Raw genomic sequence first — 17,595 nt, forward strand, 5'->3', positions numbered from 1 at the left:
GAAAAAGTGAAAGAACACTACTTTTTCAGTGCCCTTCCTATTGCAGCTCAGCCTCTCCAAGCTTATTCATTCGAACGATATGTTTTCTCGCTTCGACCATTGCATTCGTTTTCCCATGATGGAAAAATACTACGTCTCCGCCTGGTTCGTCAGGACTTCTCCCTACCCTACCAGAAATTTGCACGAGCGCTGACTCTGTAAAGATGCGATCATCTGCTCCTAACACCGCAACCTGAACGCCTTTTACTGTAACACCTCTTTCAAGAATCGTAGTAGTGACAAGTACTTTTATATCGCCTTTCCGGAATTTCAGTACTTTTTCACGCCTACATTCATCACTAGCATGAACACCTTCCACTTCCACTTGAATGTAACGTGAGAGGCAATCTACTACTTGTTTCATCACTTTCACTGTAGGGACAAACAAAAACACTTGTTTTCCTAATGACATTTTTTCGTTTATCCAAAGCACTACTTGAAAAGGAAGCGCATTTTTTTTTAGTTTTTTCTCCCAATTTCCAACCCATAAATAGTGTGGTACTGGTAATGGGTATCGGTGATAGCGGCGTGCTACCTTCATGCATGGAAGGATACCTAATTCTGCTCTCTCCTTCATCTTTTTCTCTGGAGTAGCTGTCACATAGACGGTAAGGCTATCATCTTTTTTTGCTTTTGCAACCGCGTAGCGCAGCTTTTCATCGTATGAGTATGGAAAGGCATCCACTTCGTCGATGATGACAATATTAAACGCCTTGTAGAAGCGTAATAATTGATGCGTCGTACTTATCACAAATTCCGCTTGTGCGTATTTATCGTCAGCACCGCCATAAAAGGCATGAATGTGCGTTTCTGGGAATGCTTCTTTAAAGCGTGGTTCGAGCTCTAGTACAACATCTGTCCTAGGCGTTGCAACCGCTATTTTTAATCCACTATTTAAAGCTAATTGAATGCCTTCAAAGAGCATCTCTGTTTTTCCAGCACCACACACTGCCCATATTAAGCACTCAGCATGTAGGGTTTCGGTGTTTTCCTTCATGGCGGATATAATGTCGGTTAGCTTTGATGAAGCTTTCTTCTGAAAAAAAGACAAAGTTCCATGCCATTGTAGTGTGTGTATGGTTCTAGTTTCCTCTTCTATTTTTTCAGTCCATCTCAAAAGTGGTGTACACGTCGTTACACGCCCCATCATGATGCAGCTTCGACAATACGTACATTCGTCTTTACAGCGATAGCAGGAAAAAGTCGCAAACATGCTTTGCTTGTTATTTCCACATCTTTTACAACTGTACCGATAATCCTCGTATACAACGCCTTGCTCATATGTGATCATGCCTTGACTGACATGTGCATGTATCTCATGTAAGGAAAACGGAAGTTCATCAAGTAAAAGTAATCTTCCTAAAAGAATTGTTCGTAATTTGGAATTAATTGTAAAGAGTTTATTTTCTGTGAGGGTGTAATGTTGTTTTTCAGTAAAGGAATGTTTGTGCAGGGATAATGGTGAGTGGATATCGTTTAATTTTTTTATTAGCTTCTTTTCTCTTAATGTCGGTTCATGTAATGGTTCATGTTCAGTATTTGTGGGGAATTCGGGTATCAACCATACGGTGTCCTTTTGTGCAGTGTCAATGGCATATGGTAGTATTTTTCGGTAATCCTCTATTGTCCCTCCTATCTCCTCCATGTAAGTCAAGAGTTCAGCCATCGTCGGAGCAAAAAAGCGCATGTGGCAACAGCCCCTTTATAAAAAATTTGAATTTTACGTTTTAAATTCGTGTTCTCGTGGTATTAAGAAAAATAATACAATGCTTATGTAGAAAAAGACGAGTAGTAAACCATTCTTCCGTTAGTTCCCACTCATCTTTGTATAAAACAGTTGCTATCGTTTTTTCCGTTGTTATCGTCTAACCCAGCCTACACCAACGCTACCTGCACCAAGGTGCGTTCCAATAACTGGGCCAAAATGACTTACAATCACATTCACATTATCGTATTTTTCTGTTAGCTCGTTAGCAATTTCTTCAGCTTTATCAAGGCGATTCGCATGGATAACCGTAACATCGATTGGCGTACCATCCTTAGCGTCATCATCAAGCATTCCTAGAATCATACTTAATGCCTTCTTTTCAGTACGGACCTTCTCAAAAGGAACGATCACTTTGTTTTCAAAATGAAGGACAGGCTTAATCTTCAGTAAACTTCCGACAATGAGCTGCGCACCGTTTAAACGTCCGCCTCTATGAAGATGATTAAGGTCATCAACCATAAAGTAGGCACGTATCGTTTTCTTCATTTCGTTTAGCTTTTCTAATATTTCTTCAGCTGATTTATTTTGCTCAGCTAACTCCGCAGCTTTCAACACGTAAAAGCCTTGAACCATACAGCTAATTTCCGAATCAAAAACGTGTACTTTTACCCCTTCAACCATAGAGGACGCTGTTACTGCTGTTTGGTACGTCCCGCTAATGCCACTAGATAAAGTAACGACAATGATTTCCTCATGATCTTTTGCTAATTGCTGATAAGTTTCCTCAAATAAGCCAATAGCAGGCTGCGACGTTTTAGGGAGTTTATCAACATTCTCCATTTCTTTATAAAATTGCTCAGTTGTAATTTCAACTTCCTCTTTATAAGCTTCTTCACCAAAAACAACATTCAATGGTACCATCGTTATGTTGTTTTTTTCTCGAGTTTCCTTTGATATGTAGGATGTGCTGTCAGTGATTATCGCTACTTTACTCATTAGATAACCTCTTTCCTTCAATGTAGTAGAACCTTCTCTTAGTAAGTTTTTTGCTATAACTATATTTAATAAATCCGTTGAACTTCTTTCTTATCATATTCTTTTCTTACAACATATCTTTATTTATAGTATCAAGATAGTATGAAGGTTGTCTATTAAATAGGTAATAAATTATAAAGGAAATTTCCGACAATTGGAAATATCGATTTAATAGTACTGCAGTAAGGGATAGTTGAGGGTGGTGTATCACTCGTTGCGGACAATCTTTATTTGCTCGATGGACGTAGGGAATTTTATACGGTACCGTATTGGCTCTCTCTTATTCCACTCTACTCGTGGTGCGTTTCTAGTGCGGATTCGCAATAGGGTACGGGACGTTCTAACGCTGTTTTCATTTATGAATGGCCCGCTATCTTCATTTGCTGGCCTTTTCACTTTAAATTTCCTGTTTCAATGGGACACTATTTCTTTTTGCGTGCCTTTACAACGCTAATTTCCTACTACAATGGCTCGCTTTCTTCATTCGCTGGCCTTTTCACTTTAGATTTCCTGTTTCAATGGGACACTATTTCTTTTTGCATGCCTTTACAACGCTAATTTCCTACTACAATGGCTCGCTATCTTCATTTGCTGGTAAAGATTTATGCATAAACGAAACACTATGCAACTTCGCTTCCCTTTCAGCACACTATTTCATTCACGAACGGAATACTTTCCAGCTTTCCTTTCCGTTCAGCATACTATTCCATTCACGAACGGAATTCTCGCCTCACAAAAAACGCACTTAACAATTCAAGCTCTCCTGTGTATCGAGCACATTAACATAATGAAAATTGTCAACAAATAAGCGAATTTTAAACCTATCCCCAAACCGCTAAAAAGGGTTCCCACCAGTGGTAATGAGTACCCCTCTCGCCACTACACTTGCCAAAAATCGTCACAACCGCCTTGGTTTATACAAAAAAAGACTATTAATCATTACGAAGATTAATAGTCTCCATTTATTAATTTACCTTTACCCAGCCATTTTTAATCGCATCAACAACGGCTTGTGTCCGGTCGTTCATTCCCATTTTTTGCAGTATATTACTAACGTGGTTTTTTACTGTTTTTTCACTTATGTAGAGTGCTTCGCCTATAGCACGGTTACTTTTACCATCTGTCATAAGCTGCAACACTTCACATTCTCTGCGTGTAAGCAAGTGCAGTGGACGACGGAATTCTACTTCACGGAATCCTACTTCAGGTTCTAGTCTATCTTCGTTTGCAAGTTTACGATACTCATTAATAAGATTATGTGTTACTTTAGGGTGAATGTAAGCACCACCTTCACCGACTACCTTCACAGCCTCAATTAAAGCTTCCGTATCCATCTCTTTTAACAAATAACCAGATGCACCTGTTTTCAATACATGGGTTACATACGTTTCATCGTCATGGATGGAAAGAATGAGTACTTTTACACCAGGAAACATTTCAACAAGCTGCTTCGTTGCTTCTACACCATTAACGTTAGGCATATTAATATCCATTAATACAACATCTGGCTCATACATTTGAACGAGCTCCATACTCGCATCCCCATCACTACCTTCAGCGACAATTTCAAAGGAAGGCTCCATTGCTAAAATTCTTTTAACACCTTCACGAAAAAGCTGATGGTCGTCTATTAACACAATTCGTAACTTTTTCTCTATATTCATTGTTTCTCCTCCCCAGAAATACGATTTCTGAAAACTTGTATTTTTTTCGAATTTTTGCTATAAACCAATTATCATTTTGTCTTATTTATAGGCACTTGAACCATAATCAGTGTGCCTGCACCTGCCTTCGAATCAATGCCTATCTCACCATCAAGCATATTTACTCTTTCTCTCATCCCGAGTAATCCGAAAGAACCTTCCTTCTTTTCATTAGGGTTAAAACCGATGCCATCATCTTTAATGATGACAAGCGCTTTATTAGCAGTTAGTTCTAGCTTAACATCAATGCGAGTTGCTGATGCATGCTTGTTCGCATTTTGAACAGCTTCTTGTACGAAACGAAATAATGCTATTTCCAAATCTGTTGGCAGACGTCTTTCTTTTCCTAGGCTTTTAAACGTAATGATCGTTTTAGTACGTTCTTCCATATGCTTTAAATATCTTTTTAACGTTGGGACTAAGCCTAGATCATCTAATGCCATTGGCCTTAAATCATAAATGATCCTTCTCACCTCAGCAAGTGAATCACCAACCATCTTACGAAGATCGTGAATTTCCTTTAATGCTTCATCGATTCCTTTGTCCACGTATACTCTTTCTACTAGCTCTGAGCGAATCATAACGTTTGCCATCATCTGCGCTGGTCCATCATGTATTTCACGTGAAAGGCGTTTTCTTTCCTCTTCCTGAGCTAAAATTATCTTGAGGCCAAACTTCTGCATCTCAACAGCATCTTCAACCATTTCTGTTACTTGCTTGAGATCTCCAGTTAAATAGTTTATAACGACATTAATTTGACTAACTAACGTCTCTGCGCGTTCAACTGTATCCTTTAGCTTAACCAGCCTTCGCTCTATTTGATCGCGACGCTCCCTTAACTGTTTTTCCTCTTGCCTTAGTATTGCAAGCTGTACTTGGTAATCATTTGCTTGTTCGTATGCTTTACGAACCTCTTCATCAGAGTAGTTTCCAAATTGTTTACTTACTTCAGATAAGCGATTACGTGCAAATCGAGAATGTACTTCCATTCTTTCGTTTCTTTCAATAATATCTATAACATTTGATTGCACTCGTGCTAATTCTGTTTTCAATTGATTGTATTCCGTTCTGGACTCTTCCCCAATTTCAAATATTTTCTCACGACTATCGCCAACAGTTTCCATCATTTTCTCTAATACTTTTTGTATAGAGTGCCCACGAGTCATAACAATCCCCTCTTTCACCAAAACCTATTACATTTTTCAGATGACTAAATACCAAAGTGAAAGAAGAACAAAAGTGATAAAACACATATACTTGTCCACTTTACTCAATTGTATGGTCTAAATAGGCATTAATAAATACCTATACCATTTCTTTTTTTCAAATCATAATAAAACAATTTGTTATAAAAAAGAACAAATATTCTTTCAACTTTATAATAATCTATTTTCTAAAATTATACATTATTTTTCGCTAATTTTCATGATCTTTAAAGTCCTAAATAGTAGTTATTAAAACTAGTCTAAATGGTACAGAAATACTATGATTACAAACGATTACTTAGGTATTCTTATCCATTTGTTCTTTTCTTGACAAACCTTTACAGAAATCATACCCTATTGACAACAATCTATATTAGAGGAGATTCACTATGCTATCATATTATCTCACAGTTGCAGGTTTCGGGGAACATGAAATAACGATACAACGTTCTAGATTTATTGCTTACGTTGATAGAGTACATACTGAAGAGGAAGCACAAGCTTTTATAGAAAAAATTAAGAAGCAGCATTGGAACGCAACACATAATTGCTCTGCGTATATGATTGGGGAGCACGATCAAATCCAAAAAGCGAATGATGACGGTGAACCATCTGGAACTGCTGGAGTACCAATACTAGAAGTGTTAAAACAAATGAAGCTCAAGGATACGGTTGTTGTTATCACCCGTTATTATGGCGGTGTAAAATTAGGTGCTGGGGGACTTATCCGCGCGTATAGCACTTCTACTTCTGAAGGGATTAAAGCTACAGGAGTCGTTGAAAGAAAACTTACGCAAAAATATAAGATCACGATAGATTATCATCACCTTGGAAAAGTCGAGAATGAAATAAGAAGCTCTAGCTTTATTCTTGATCAAATACAATATTTAGAAAAAGTGCAAGTAGAAGCTTTCGTGATGACTGGAGAAGAGTCTATGTTTGAGGAATGGATAACGAACTTAACAAATGGCCAAGCCATAATCGAGCAAACAGATGTACAATATTTAGAGCAAAGGAAAGAACTCAATTAAAAACTAATTCGTTTATAAGAAGCTTTTGTCTAGAAGGAAAATCTAAGCTTAGTAATACTCATCATTCTATGTTACTTTGCGATGCGTGTTTTCAACCACAAAAACTTTATCCTTTAAAGAAGAAAAAGTATCCCCTGTTCTAGGTGGATACTTTTATGTTTGTGTTACTAGCTGTTCTTTTGCACCATCACATTGATACGCATACTCTAATCTTACACCATGACCGATTTTCATTTTCCCACCATGTTTTTTCATATTCCTTGCAATTAAATGTAAATAAAATAAAAATTCATGGTCACTCTCAAATAAAAAATCGTCATCTCCAACCATATTTAAGTGGATCAGAAACAAGTTCGGTTCAGTAGCATCAAATGTAATTTTCAGTTGTGCTACACCATCTACAAAATCGATCCACTTCTTGACGATCAACTGAAGTACTAGTCGAATTTGTTTTTGGTCAACATACACACATTCATCCTCATTTTCCTCGTAGTGAAAAATCACATGTGGTGAAAACTCGGGCGATTGGCGGTCCAACTCATTCTGTATGTATGATGTTAACTCAGAGACCTTTAAAAGCTGCCGATGTGGATTCGGATTAATATTAATGTTCATGAAATCATTCACATAATTTTTCCCTTTTAAAACCTCTTGCTCAGCAATTTCTAATAATTGCTTATGCTTATCACTCGTATTTATATTAGCATCCTTCTTAAGCATTTGTAGTACACCGTAAACAGGTGTTAGCGCATTGAGGATTTCGTGTGCGTACCTTACACTAATTTGTTGAACAAGCTGTTCTGTCCGGTGATCCCACACCTCTTTATTTTCGGGATTTACTGTTATTTTATGGTTAGTTTTTATATCAGCAAACTTATATTTTTTCAATTTACTTAACTCCTTTACTTTCTCAAACACATTTTGAGTTTAATATGTCTAGGGGAGCATCATGCTGAAACTAACAATTTTTAGCGCTCTTTATTTTAGACTAAATCGTTTTCGTTCTAAATAGTGAACATTCCCTGATCGATATAACTAGTGGTTTTACACAAGTTACTACAAATTTCCAAATGATATAACATTTATGTAACTAATTAGTTATTATTCTACTACTTTTTTACACTTTTGTAACGTTATTTAAGGAATATTATTGTAATCTTTGACAGAATTTTGTCACATAAGCTACTATATGCCAATTATATTCTCCAAAAATAATCAATGTTTACTTCTCTATAGGAGAATGTACCTACACAAGAATATATACTGAAACAATTCATCATTTCGTGCATATTCATAAAATAGTAAACTCGGAAATGCTTACTAATGTTGGTAATTAAAATAGAAATAATTATATTTACTATCGATTAGTTATGATGTAAAATACTTTAGTAATGTTAAATTATTTGTCTATTAATTGAAACTTTCCATGTCAATCATCGTCAAATTTAAAAGATGTGTAAAGTCAAAAAAAGAGGAGTGTCGATAAATGGCACAATTAAGAACAGAATATAAAAGAAAAAACAAAAAAAGGCCAAATAAATTTCTCAGAGTTTCATTGTTTACTTTATTGGGAGTTTTACTTCTAACTGGTAGTGTGGCAGCTTATATGATTATCCAAGCAGCTAACGCTGTTTCAAGTGCTCAAACCGATTTAGAACGTGGTGATCGCTCTGATTTTAGAGAAAATATCGTTCAGCCTGGTAGTGATCCAATCTCTGTTTTATTCCTAGGATTAGATAGTAGAGATGGAGATTTAAGAGGAAGAACAGACGCCATGGTGCTTGCTACGTTTAACCCTGAAGATAAATCGATTAAAATCTTAAATATCCCACGTGATTCACGCGTAGAAATTGTCGGAAGACCTGGCCTAGACAAGATAAACCACGCACATGCTTTTGGTGGTCTTGATATGACAATTGATACAGTAGAAAACTTACTGGATATTCCTGTAGACTACTTCGTTTCCTTAAACTTCGATGCTTTTATGAAAGTCATCGATGAGCTTGGTGGTGTTGAAGTAGATGTTCCATTTACGTTTACTGAGAAGGATAACCAAACATATGGCACAATTACGCTTCATGAAGGTGTTCAAACATTAAATGGTGAAGAAGCATTAGCTTATGTAAGAATGAGAAAATCTGATCCTCGTGGTGATTTAGGAAGAGGAGATAGACAGAAAGAAGTAATTGAAGCAATTATTAAAAAAACTGCAAGCTTTAGCTCTATTACGCGCTTCAATCCAATAATGGATAGTTTGGAAGGTAACTTAAAAACTAATATTACCTTTAACAATATTTTATCTATGCACACTTTTGCTACTGACTTAGGTGACATTGAATCACTTTCATTTGAAGGTGATAACTTGACGGAAGGTGGCGTTTACTTTTACGAGCTTCGACCAGAATCTGTTCGAGAAATTTCCCAAAGATTACAGGTTCATTTAAATATTATTGAAGCAGTAGACGCAGAATTTGAAGTTGAAACTGACGAAGTAGAAGCTGAAACAGAACAATAAATTAATATTCAAAATGAAAAAAGGTGTTCAAATTGGCAAATGCCATTTTGAACACCTTTTTTGATATTAGAAGGTGAGCATGAGATAATATCTGTAATATTCTTTGACGGAGGTATTTCATGGATGCTGACCAATTAAATGAACTCACAATGTGGAAAGAAGAATTAGAAGCGAGGAAAGCAGAGATTGAAAACAGACAGCTAACAATCGAGGCAAAATTAAGTAAATACAAGACACGTTTACAAATCGCTTCAACGATTAACGAAGATGAAAAGTCATCTATTTTAGAAGAATTAAGAAAGATTGTTGGTCAATATAAAAATGAGCTCGAGGAATTTTTATATACAAATAAAGCAGAACTTGTTGAAATTAAAGCTATTCTCAAAAGAATAGAAGAGCGGTTAGAGGATGAGGAATAAACTATCAACAGTATTGGCAATGGATAAAGACTTCGTTCGTGCTACCACTGTAGGAACCCTCTTTTAGTCGGCTTTTTGTGACTTAGGGGCTTCGATCATTGAAAAAGGATGACTCAATCGGTAAAAATCAACCTTTAGAGTCATCCTTATGATAAGAAGTAAAACCTGCTTAAATCTAGCAGGAACTGCGCTCTCACTACTATTATTAATGAAAAAAATTTTACTGCTTCATTTAAACTCTATCGCCTATTAATAAGACGGGCTATTGCACCATTTCCCCCTCGTCCTCTAAAGACGTACCTTTATCTCTCTAAAGTTACATACTCTATATCCATTCGCTTATGAAGTCTTTCAACAACTTCCTCATGCTCATCTTCGTCTACCATTACATAGTAAATGCCACCAATCATCTCTCCGTCACCAGTTAAGCGTAACGTTTCTACTTTCTCTCCTGTGAGCGATGATAAATTTCTAACTAATGAAAGCATTGTATTTGTGTCCATACTCGTCCTAATATTATTCCCAACAATGTCTAAAATCCCTGGAATTTGTGTAACAGTTCTTATATTCAATGTTTGATCTAGTACTGCTTTTGTTACTTGCTGCTGTCGTCGATTACGACCAAAATCTCCTTCACCATCCGCTCTAAACCGAACATATTCTAATGCGTTAGAGCCATTCACTTTTTGTACACCAGGGTATAAGTAAACACGATCAGGGTGAAGATTATGATAAATCGTTCTTTCCACGTCTAGTTCAATTCCGCCAATATGATCAATAAAAGTTTCAAAGCCTGTAAAATTAATAGCTACATAATGATCAATTGGGATATCTAAAAAATTCTCTACTGTTTTCATTGAGTTTTCTACACTTTCAGCATAGGCATGATTAATCTTATCATATTCACCAGTACTAGCCATTTCTACATACGTATCTCTCGGGATTGAGAGTAATGTCGATTCTTGACTATCTAGGTCAATGACAGCGACCATTAATACATCTGACCTCCCAACAAACCTCCCGTGCTCACTATCCACACCTGCAATAAGAATGGATACTGTGTTCCCATGTCTCACTCTCTCAGTTACTTCTTCTATACTATTATTTATCTGTTTATTCGTTTCTTGTTTTTCATCCTCTGATTCACTTATATCGTCTTCATTATTAAAGTCTGTATCCTGTATGTCATTTAAAGTTTGGTGAACTTTATAACCTACAAAACTAGCATATGACACGCCTGAAAGCACTAATAAACTAACAGTTACTATCATTATTTTTAATATTCTCTTCTTTTTAATAGACATGAAGTGTCCTCCGATTTACAAAAAATACAATTCAAGGTTATAAAAAATATGTGTATCTGTCAAATGATGATGTTCCGAATCGAATGGAAAAATGAAAAAAGAAAAGCCCCAGTAATATTTACCTGAGGCTACATGAAGTTTTAGAACATGTTGTTTTTATGGCTTATTCGCCAACGTATATTTCACACTTTTTTCTTTAGATTTTTGCGAAGATGGGTCTTCTGTTCCTTCTGCTTTAGTCTTGTCAAACAATACAATAAACGTTTTAAGCAAAATAACTATATCTAACCAAAATGTGTAATTTCTAATGTAGTAAAGGTCAAATCGGAGCTTATCCTCTACCTTAGTCGAATATTTACCCATGATTTGTGCATAGCCCGTAATGCCTGGCTGTACTGTATTTCGATACATGTAATGATAATGCTCTTTCGAAAGCTGTTTAATGAAAAAACCTCTTTCTGGTCTTGGTCCAACTAAAGACATATCTCCTTTAATAACATTAAATAGCTGTGGCAGTTCATCAAGACGAGTTGCACGCATAAATTTACCAACTTTCGTAATCCGTGCATCGTTTTCTGTTGCTAATACTGGTCCTGATTCTTTTTCTGCACCTTCAATCATAGAGCGAAACTTATATATCATAAACGGTTTATTATTTTTCCCAAGACGTTCTTGACTATAAATGATCTTTCCTTTTGGATCTTCAAACTTAATAATTATTGCCACAATCAACAGGATTGGTGAAACTAAAATGGTTATCATACTAGCTGCTAAAAAGTCAAAAACTCTTTTAACGGCGGTTTGATCTAAAGTCAGTCCAAACGGCTTTACCGTCATGACCATTGTGTCATCCAATGGAGATACAGTTGATCTTTGTAGCAATAGCTCATAAAGCGTTGGGATAACATAAACAATCTTATTGAATTCCATTGCATGATAAATAATTTTTGACTTTTGCTCTTTACTTATACTTGGGCAAAGAATGACATAGTCTGTTTCCTTCAAGTAGCGGTCTATTTTATTTATCGACATATTTGGTGAAATGTGCTTCACTCTTGTTCCCTTTAGCATAGGATGCTTAATTTTAGCCATCAGTCGATCTGAGTCTTCATCATTGCCAATTAACAAAACATTTCCGACGACATTTCCTCGCGTGAGCTTTAAATAAATCCCTTTAAAGCTTAATAGAAGAAAGATCATTAAAAAGTAAGCAATTAAAATAACGGAACGTGGCATTGCAAACTCCCTAAAGAGATAGGAAGCAGACATCGTTAAAAATACCATAAACGTAACCGCAATAAACACTTTAACTCCGATATCCCAGAGTGTATTTTTACGATCTAATGCATATAACTCATATACCGATATAAAAAATAAACCGATTAGCAATATCCATGGTAATAATGATATAAAAGATTCCCAATTTCTCTCTGGAAAATCAAAGTATCTTAAATAAAAGGCTCCTACATATGCAATTAATATACATAATAGGTCTCCCAGGATAATTAAAATTTTATGATTTCTTAATTCGCTTATCGTTGACATGCTCAACCCTCTTTCCTACATCCTAGCTGATCAACGTGTTGTTTACATTGCGTATTTTTTTCTTTTAAAAAACAATCATCATTAACTATACTAAAAATTTTTCACCATGACTATACATTTTTATTAATAACAAAAAATTACATAATTAAACCTCTCTTATTAGTTATTCACGTAAGAGAGGCTTGTATGCTGTTAGTTTTTAGTAAATAATGTTGTTTATCGCCTCAAAGAGTTAGACGATATTAACGCAAAATAGTTTCACTTTTTATCTATTTCCAGGTGAGGCAAACTTGGACTCATACACTTCTTTTATATATTCTGAAACATCATCAGATAAATCATCTCGTTGAAGCGCGAAGTCAATTGTCGCTTTAATAAAGCCTAGCTTATCACCTACATCATATCTAATCCCATTAAAGTTATAGGCTAATACTGCTTGACTTTGATTAAGCTCCTTAATTGCATCTGTGAGCTGTATTTCATTACCAGCTCCTGGTGGTATGTTTCCTAAAATATCAAAGATTTCAGGGCGTAATACGTACCTACCCATTATCGCATAATTGGACGGTGCATCTTCTAAGGCTGGTTTTTCTACAAATGTATCCGTATGAATAACGTTTTCTTCAATTCTAGCCCCTTTTGGAGATACGATACCGTATTTTGATACATCTTCATCAGGAACTTCCTGTACACCAACGACAGAAGAATGGTATCGGTCATACACTTCAATTAATTGCTTTAAACACGGGGTATCTGATTGTACGATATCATCACCGAGTAATACAGCAAAAGGCTCATTACCTATAAATTGACGTGCACACCAAATCGCATGTCCTAATCCATTCGCTTCCTTTTGACGGATATAATGAATATTAGCCATGCTTGAAATAGCTTGTACTTCCTTCAGTAGCTTATGCTTTTGTTTTTTCTCTAATGTCTCTTCAAGCTCAAATGATTTATCAAAGTGGTCCTCAATTGCACGTTTCCCTCGTCCGGTAACGACGATAATTTCTTCAATTCCTGAGGCAATTGCCTCTTCAATAATATATTGTATAGTCGGCTTATCAACGATTGGTAGCATTTCCTTCGGTTGCGCTTTCGTTGCTGGAAGAAATCTTGTTCCAAGACCTGCAGCTGGAATAATGGCTTTTTTTACGTGCATTATTTCTCTTCCTCTCTTAGCATAGATTTACTAATTATACTTTCAGCATTAAAAAAGAAATATTCCTATAACAATTGTATTATAATACGAATGGTTTTCAATTTCTACTTTATTATGATATATAAGAAAATCTAAGTTCACTATAGTGAACTTAGATTTTTTAGATTACCTATACACTGGGATATCAAAATGTAAAACTGGATTGTCTAGTTGGTTATAAAAATTCTTAATTGTGCTAACCTGCTTAACTGCCCATCCCATATCTGTTGCATACTGTTTTACACCTGGCCTCGCTGGGTTCCATCTCATTTTGTATAGGGTGTTTTGTTTATCTCTATTGTGAATATAATCTTCTCCGATAAATTTCGCACCACCTATTATCGCTGCCTCTGGAGTAAACCACCCTTGATTGTAAGCATAGATTGCTCCACTTGTTACTGCAGTATTATCATAAGCTCCTATACCAAACATATTGTATACTGTTCTTATATTCGTCAAGTTACTTCTGTTACTTGAAGTGACACGAACAGCATTACCACTACTATTTCTTCCTACTTCAACACCTGTTGCTAATGTGGAACGACCATGTTCTGTTTCAAGAAGAGCATGTGAAATTAAGTAAACTTCGTTTACAGAATGCTCTCTGCCAGCATCAATGAAAGCTTGTCCTGTTCCATGTAATATCCCTTTCCCTGAAAGGAGTTTATTTAATTCAGTGGAAGGTACACCCACACTTGATGACAATACTAAATGTTGAAATATATCATGGTTATTTGGATCTAAATATGCTTTAAAGTCATCAATAGTTGCATTTCTCCAAGTACGATTAAAGTCAAGTTGGTACCATACATTATTTCCACCAACAGAAGTACCAGTTCTTTTACTTAGAACACGCATCTCAGTACCAGAGCTTACTGTTCCGAAGCTATGACTACTTGAGCTAGCAGATTGACGAATATTTGCTGTGCTTTTGACTATAGCTACATCACTAACATTAATAACTGAGTTGTGTACATATAGTGTTTTATTATTGTGCTTAATTTTGTACCATTTAGTATCACCACTTACTGAACTTCCCTCTACTTCCTCTTCTATAGTTACAGTTATAGTAGAAGTAGTAGTAAAGTCAATATTATTCCCTCCAGTTGAAGGAGATGTTCTTACATTTACTCCTGAAGATACAACTCCTTTCTCAATAATATCAAGAAGTGAACTGTGTATATACACAGGTGTATTTCGATACTTATCCGTTTGTGGTGGAGGGTTTAGACCCAATTGAGTATTTATTGCTTGTGATAAGGTAACATTATAAGTAGTATATTGTACTATTTCACTTCCTAAGATATCACCATCAACAGCTAATCTTAAATAAACTCTTACGTTCTCTTTAATTGATTCATCGACTCCATATGAATCTAGTATCAAATTGTACCTATGAATTGCTGTACTAAAATTACCCGCTCTATGCTGATTATTTGCATAGTTTAGTAGTGAATGAGCTCTATCATTTATACCACTTATAAATCTTTCATCACTTGGATATAAAATATAGCCATCAATATATGCAGATAATTGTGCTGATGAGTTCGGTTGTTTTTCGGCATAAATAAGCTGTTCTTCTGCAGTTCGATATATTTTTCTATCATTAGCAAAAGCCTTTTTAGCCTCAGTCTCCAATCTCAACCTATCATCTAGAACAGGTGAAGATAAAATTAATTCATACCTTAAAAGTGCTGAGCCATAATTACCTAATAAATGCTGATTGCTAGCAAAATTCAACAAGGAACGCGCTCTATCATTTATTCCCTCTTCGAAACGACTATCATCTGGATATAAGACATAACCTGTAATATAAGTTGTTAACTGAGCTGATGAATTCGGTCCAGCTACTGCAAGATTATATAGATCATTTGCTGTAGGAATTTTCTTTTGCTGAAGAGCATATTCAAGTTTAATTTCAGCTTCATACTTTATCCCTGGATCTAGAACAGGTGCTGTTAAAATCAAATTGTATCTATTTACCGCTGTAGAGAAATTACCATCTTGTTGTTGTTCACTTGCCCATCTCAATAGAGATTGAGCTCTGTCATTTATACCCTCTACGAATCTTTGATCCTCAGGGTAAATAACATGCCCTTGTATATAAGCTGTTAATTGGGCTGAGCTAGTTTGTTCATTACGTGCAGTATTAAACATTTCATTTGCAGTTGGAATACTTTTATTTCTATCAGCAAATGATTTTTTCAGTTCTGCCTCTTGTTTTATGAATTTATCAAGTACTGGAGATGATAGAATTAATTCATATCTCATGTTAGCCGATGTAAGATTACCTAATTCATGTTGGTTAGTAGCATAATTTAATAAAGAACGAGCTCTATCATTTATACCATCTTCAAATCTTTGATCATGTGGATACATTTCGTATCCTTCAATATATGCAACTAATTGTGCTGATGAATTGGGTTCATTTTTTGCAAAATCGAATTGATCATCTGCAGATGGATATGTTCTATTTCTATTAGCAAAATCCAGTTTTGTTTCAACTTCTCTTCTAATCTGTGAATCTAGTATAGGCGCAGATAAAATTAATTCATACCTTAAAATTGCAGAGCCAAAATTACCTGATTCATGCTGTCGACTTGCAAAGTTTAATAATGATTGTGCTCTGTCGTTAATTCCATCTTCAAAACGCCCGTCTTCTGGATACATCTCATAACCTTTTATGTGAGCAGTTAACTGGGCCGATGAATTTGGTTCATTCTTTGCAAATAAATATTGTAAATCAGCAGTTCTTTTTCCTTCTAAAGCATACTGCAAGTTTTTTTCCACTTCATTCTTTATAGTTTTATTTAGTACTGGAGCAGACAAAATTAAGTTATACCTGAGTATTGCAGAGCCATAATTACCAATTTGGTGCTGTCCACTGGCAAAATTAAACAATGATGAAGCGCGGTCATTAATTCCATCCTCAAACCTTTTATCATGTGGAAACATTTCATAGCCTTTTATATATGCTGTCAATTGGGCCGAAGAGTTTGGTTCATTTCTAGCAAAATTAAACTGTTGATCTGCTGTTTTGTATTGTTTACCTTGAACCGCAAATTCTCTTAGACTTACAACTTCATTTTTTATATTTTCATCAAGAACGGGGGCTGATAATATTAGATCATATCTTATAAGAGCAGAAGCAAAGTTTCCAGCTTCATGCTGTCCTCTTGCAAAATTTATTAATGAGGTAGCACGGTCATTTATTCCATCCTTAAAACGACTATCTCTTGGATAGTAGTAATACCCCTCAATATATGCTGTTAATTGTGCTGATGAATTCGATTGATTTCTTGCTGTTCTTACTAAATCATCTGCATTTGGAAATTTCTTCTCCTGTTCAGCTAATTCCTTTTTTAAGGATGCCTCATATTTTATACTTTCATGAAGAGATGGTGCTGACAATATTAAATTATATCGTGAAATAGCCGATTGAAAGTGGCCTAATTGATGTTGATTACTAGCATAATTCAATAATGATTTAGCTCTATCATTTATTCCATCAGTGAATCTTGTGTCTTCAGGGTATAAATTATAACCTTGAATATAAGCTGTTAACTGCGAAGATGAATTTGGCTCACGTCTAGCATAATCAAGCCATTCGTCTGCTGTATTAAGGTTTTCATCAGCAAATACATATGAAGGCTGGCTTACAAAGCCTACGAAAAGTAACAATGTGAAAGAGAATATTATAAGGTTTATTCTTTTATTTAATAACAACATCTCAATCCCCTCTACTATTTTTAATCTTCAAATCTCCTTTTCCCCTCCGTCTCTAATAGTGAACTTGAGATAAATAGAAAATCTCTATTACTATTATCGACACATTTTTCAAGAAGTTTAAACAGAAGTGAAAAAAATGTTTGGGAAGTCCTTAAAAATTT

General features: G+C 35.4%; 12 protein-coding genes. 3 read left to right on the top strand and 9 right to left on the bottom strand.

Features of this window, described 5'->3' with window-relative positions; all coding sequences use genetic code 11:
• Positions 1 to 37: 37 nt before the first annotated feature.
• From BCELL_RS17995 to BCELL_RS18010, 4 genes are all read right to left on the bottom strand, one after another.
• Positions 38 to 1,726: an ATP-dependent helicase ComFA gene (locus BCELL_RS17995; protein WP_013490202.1), complete on the bottom strand. Its 1,689-nt coding sequence runs from the start codon at positions 1,724 to 1,726 to the stop codon at positions 38 to 40.
• 171 nt (positions 1,727 to 1,897) lie between these two features.
• Positions 1,898 to 2,743, bottom strand: coding sequence for a DegV family protein (locus tag BCELL_RS18000; protein ID WP_041808397.1), 846 nt, complete (start codon positions 2,741 to 2,743; stop codon positions 1,898 to 1,900).
• Between the two features lie 1,004 nt (positions 2,744 to 3,747).
• Complete coding sequence (locus BCELL_RS18005; RefSeq protein WP_013490204.1) at positions 3,748 to 4,446, bottom strand: response regulator; 699 nt, start codon at positions 4,444 to 4,446, stop codon at positions 3,748 to 3,750.
• A 71-nt stretch (positions 4,447 to 4,517) separates the two neighbouring features.
• On the bottom strand, positions 4,518 to 5,651 hold the full coding sequence (locus BCELL_RS18010; protein ID WP_013490205.1) for a sensor histidine kinase: 1,134 nt from the start codon (positions 5,649 to 5,651) through the stop codon (positions 4,518 to 4,520).
• A gap of 428 nt (positions 5,652 to 6,079) precedes the next feature.
• Between BCELL_RS18010 and BCELL_RS18015 the strand changes: the two genes are divergently transcribed.
• Positions 6,080 to 6,721, top strand: a complete 642-nt coding sequence (locus tag BCELL_RS18015; protein WP_013490206.1) for a YigZ family protein — start codon at positions 6,080 to 6,082, stop codon at positions 6,719 to 6,721.
• 153 nt (positions 6,722 to 6,874) lie between these two features.
• Here BCELL_RS18015 and BCELL_RS18020 read toward each other — a convergent pair whose 3' ends face one another.
• Complete coding sequence (locus tag BCELL_RS18020) at positions 6,875 to 7,609, bottom strand: histidine kinase dimerization/phospho-acceptor domain-containing protein (protein WP_013490207.1); 735 nt, start codon at positions 7,607 to 7,609, stop codon at positions 6,875 to 6,877.
• 598 nt (positions 7,610 to 8,207) lie between these two features.
• Here BCELL_RS18020 and BCELL_RS18025 point away from each other — a divergent pair.
• Both BCELL_RS18025 and BCELL_RS18030 read left to right on the top strand, forming a co-directional pair.
• Positions 8,208 to 9,236, top strand: a complete 1,029-nt coding sequence (locus BCELL_RS18025; RefSeq protein ID WP_013490208.1) for an LCP family protein — start codon at positions 8,208 to 8,210, stop codon at positions 9,234 to 9,236.
• 119 nt (positions 9,237 to 9,355) lie between these two features.
• On the top strand, positions 9,356 to 9,655 hold the full coding sequence (locus BCELL_RS18030) for a hypothetical protein (protein WP_013490209.1): 300 nt from the start codon (positions 9,356 to 9,358) through the stop codon (positions 9,653 to 9,655).
• 302 nt (positions 9,656 to 9,957) lie between these two features.
• Here the strand turns inward: BCELL_RS18030 and BCELL_RS18035 are convergent, their stop codons facing one another.
• The 4 genes from BCELL_RS18035 to BCELL_RS21775 form a co-directional block, all read right to left on the bottom strand.
• A complete protein-coding gene (locus tag BCELL_RS18035; RefSeq protein ID WP_013490210.1) occupies positions 9,958 to 10,959 on the bottom strand; it encodes an LCP family protein in 1,002 nt (333 codons plus the stop codon).
• A gap of 156 nt (positions 10,960 to 11,115) precedes the next feature.
• Entirely contained in the window at positions 11,116 to 12,504 is a 1,389-nt protein-coding gene (locus BCELL_RS18040; RefSeq protein WP_013490211.1) for a sugar transferase, read from the bottom strand.
• A 265-nt stretch (positions 12,505 to 12,769) separates the two neighbouring features.
• Positions 12,770 to 13,666 (bottom strand): UTP--glucose-1-phosphate uridylyltransferase GalU, encoded by an 897-nt coding sequence (gene galU / locus BCELL_RS18045; protein WP_013490212.1) that lies wholly within the window; start codon positions 13,664 to 13,666, stop codon positions 12,770 to 12,772.
• Between the two features lie 165 nt (positions 13,667 to 13,831).
• Entirely contained in the window at positions 13,832 to 17,434 is a 3,603-nt protein-coding gene (locus BCELL_RS21775) for an N-acetylglucosaminidase (protein ID WP_013490213.1), read from the bottom strand.
• Between the last annotated feature and the right edge of the window lie 161 nt (positions 17,435 to 17,595).

It is taken from the genome of Evansella cellulosilytica DSM 2522, assembly GCF_000177235.2.
In the GTDB taxonomy this organism is placed as follows: domain Bacteria; phylum Bacillota; class Bacilli; order Bacillales; family Salisediminibacteriaceae; genus Evansella; species Evansella cellulosilytica.